Origin of the sequence: Streptomyces palmae, assembly GCF_004684805.1 — a bacterium.
Taxonomy (GTDB): Bacteria; Actinomycetota; Actinomycetes; order Streptomycetales; family Streptomycetaceae; genus Streptomyces; species Streptomyces palmae.
On sequence record NZ_SRID01000706.1, the window covers coordinates 1 to 1,168 of the forward strand.

At 75.5% G+C, this 1,168-nt stretch carries 1 protein-coding gene and 1 pseudogene; both read right to left on the reverse strand.

Annotation, left to right across the window (positions count from 1 at the left end; genetic code table 11):
* Nucleotides 1-889 (reverse strand): serine/threonine-protein kinase (locus E4099_RS32200; protein ID WP_135342615.1); only part of this gene is annotated, 889 nt, incomplete at its 3' end.
* Nucleotides 886-1,168 (reverse strand): annotated as a pseudogene (locus tag E4099_RS32205) (hypothetical protein); the annotation flags it as partial. The pseudogene E4099_RS32205 and the gene E4099_RS32200, both read right to left, overlap by 4 nt.

The window sequence follows — 1,168 nt, forward strand, 5'->3', positions numbered from 1 at the left end:
GGTCCATCGGCCCTCGGGGGCTGCTGCCCGTGCCGGGGGCGGGCAGCAGCGGGGCGAGCGCCTGGTAGACCTCCTGGGCGCCGCTCGGCCGGTGCTGCGGGTCCTTGGCGAGCAGCCGCAGCACCAGGGCCTCCAGCGCCTCGGGCACCTCGGGCCGCAGCTGCCGCACCGGCACCGGCGGCTCGTACAGGTGGCGGTGGAGCACCCCGAGCGCGGTCGATCCGGCGAAGGGGACGTTGCCGACCAGCAGTTCGTGTATCAGCACGCCGAGCGCGTAGAGGTCGGTGCCGGGGCTGACCGCGCCGCCCATCGCCTGCTCCGGGGCCATGTAGGCGGGGCTGCCGATGGGGGACCCGGTCTGGGTGAGGCGGGTGGTGTCGGTGTCCAGTACGGCGGCGACGCCCAGGTCCAGCACGGTGACCGTGCCGTCCTGCCGGACCATCACGTTCCGGGGCTTGAGGTCGCGGTGCACGATCGGCACCGCGTGCACCGCGGAAAGCACCGCGCACAGCTGGGCGGCCACGCAGACCGCCCACTCCCAGGGGTAGGGGTCGTTCTCGGCCAGGTGGTCGGCCAGGTCGGCGCCCTCCACCAGGCTCATCACCAGGTAGAGGTCCTCCCCGTCGCTGCCCGCGTCATGGACCGTCACCAGGCCGCGGTGGTCGACCTGCGCGGTGACCCGGCACTCGCGCACGAAGCGGCGGCGCAGCTCCTCGGCGGGGTCGGCGGTGCCGGCGGTGACGGGTCCGGCCATCCGGTCCGGGCGCAGGAGTTTGACCGCGACCCGGCGGTCCAGCCGGCGGTCGTAGGCGGTCCACACCTGGCCCATGCCGCCCTGCCCGATGAGGGTCGCCAGCTCGTAGCGGTCCGCGACCAGACGTCCGTTCACCTGTCCTGCTCCCTGCGGAGGAGGTCGCTGAGCTCGTCCAGCTCGGCGCGGACCTGGTCGATGCGGTGCGGCTGCTGAGGCTGGGGCGACGGGGGTCCGGCCGGCCGGAGGGTGGGGTCGTACGGCACGGGCGGCGCCGGATGCCGCGGCACGGTGGGGTGCCCCGTCTGGGCGAACGACGGGTCCGCCGGTTGCGGATGGGGCGGCGGATAGCCGTAGCCGGAGGCGGGACCGCCGGGGACGGGACCCGGCGCGGCGTAGGCCGGGTACGGGCCCGGG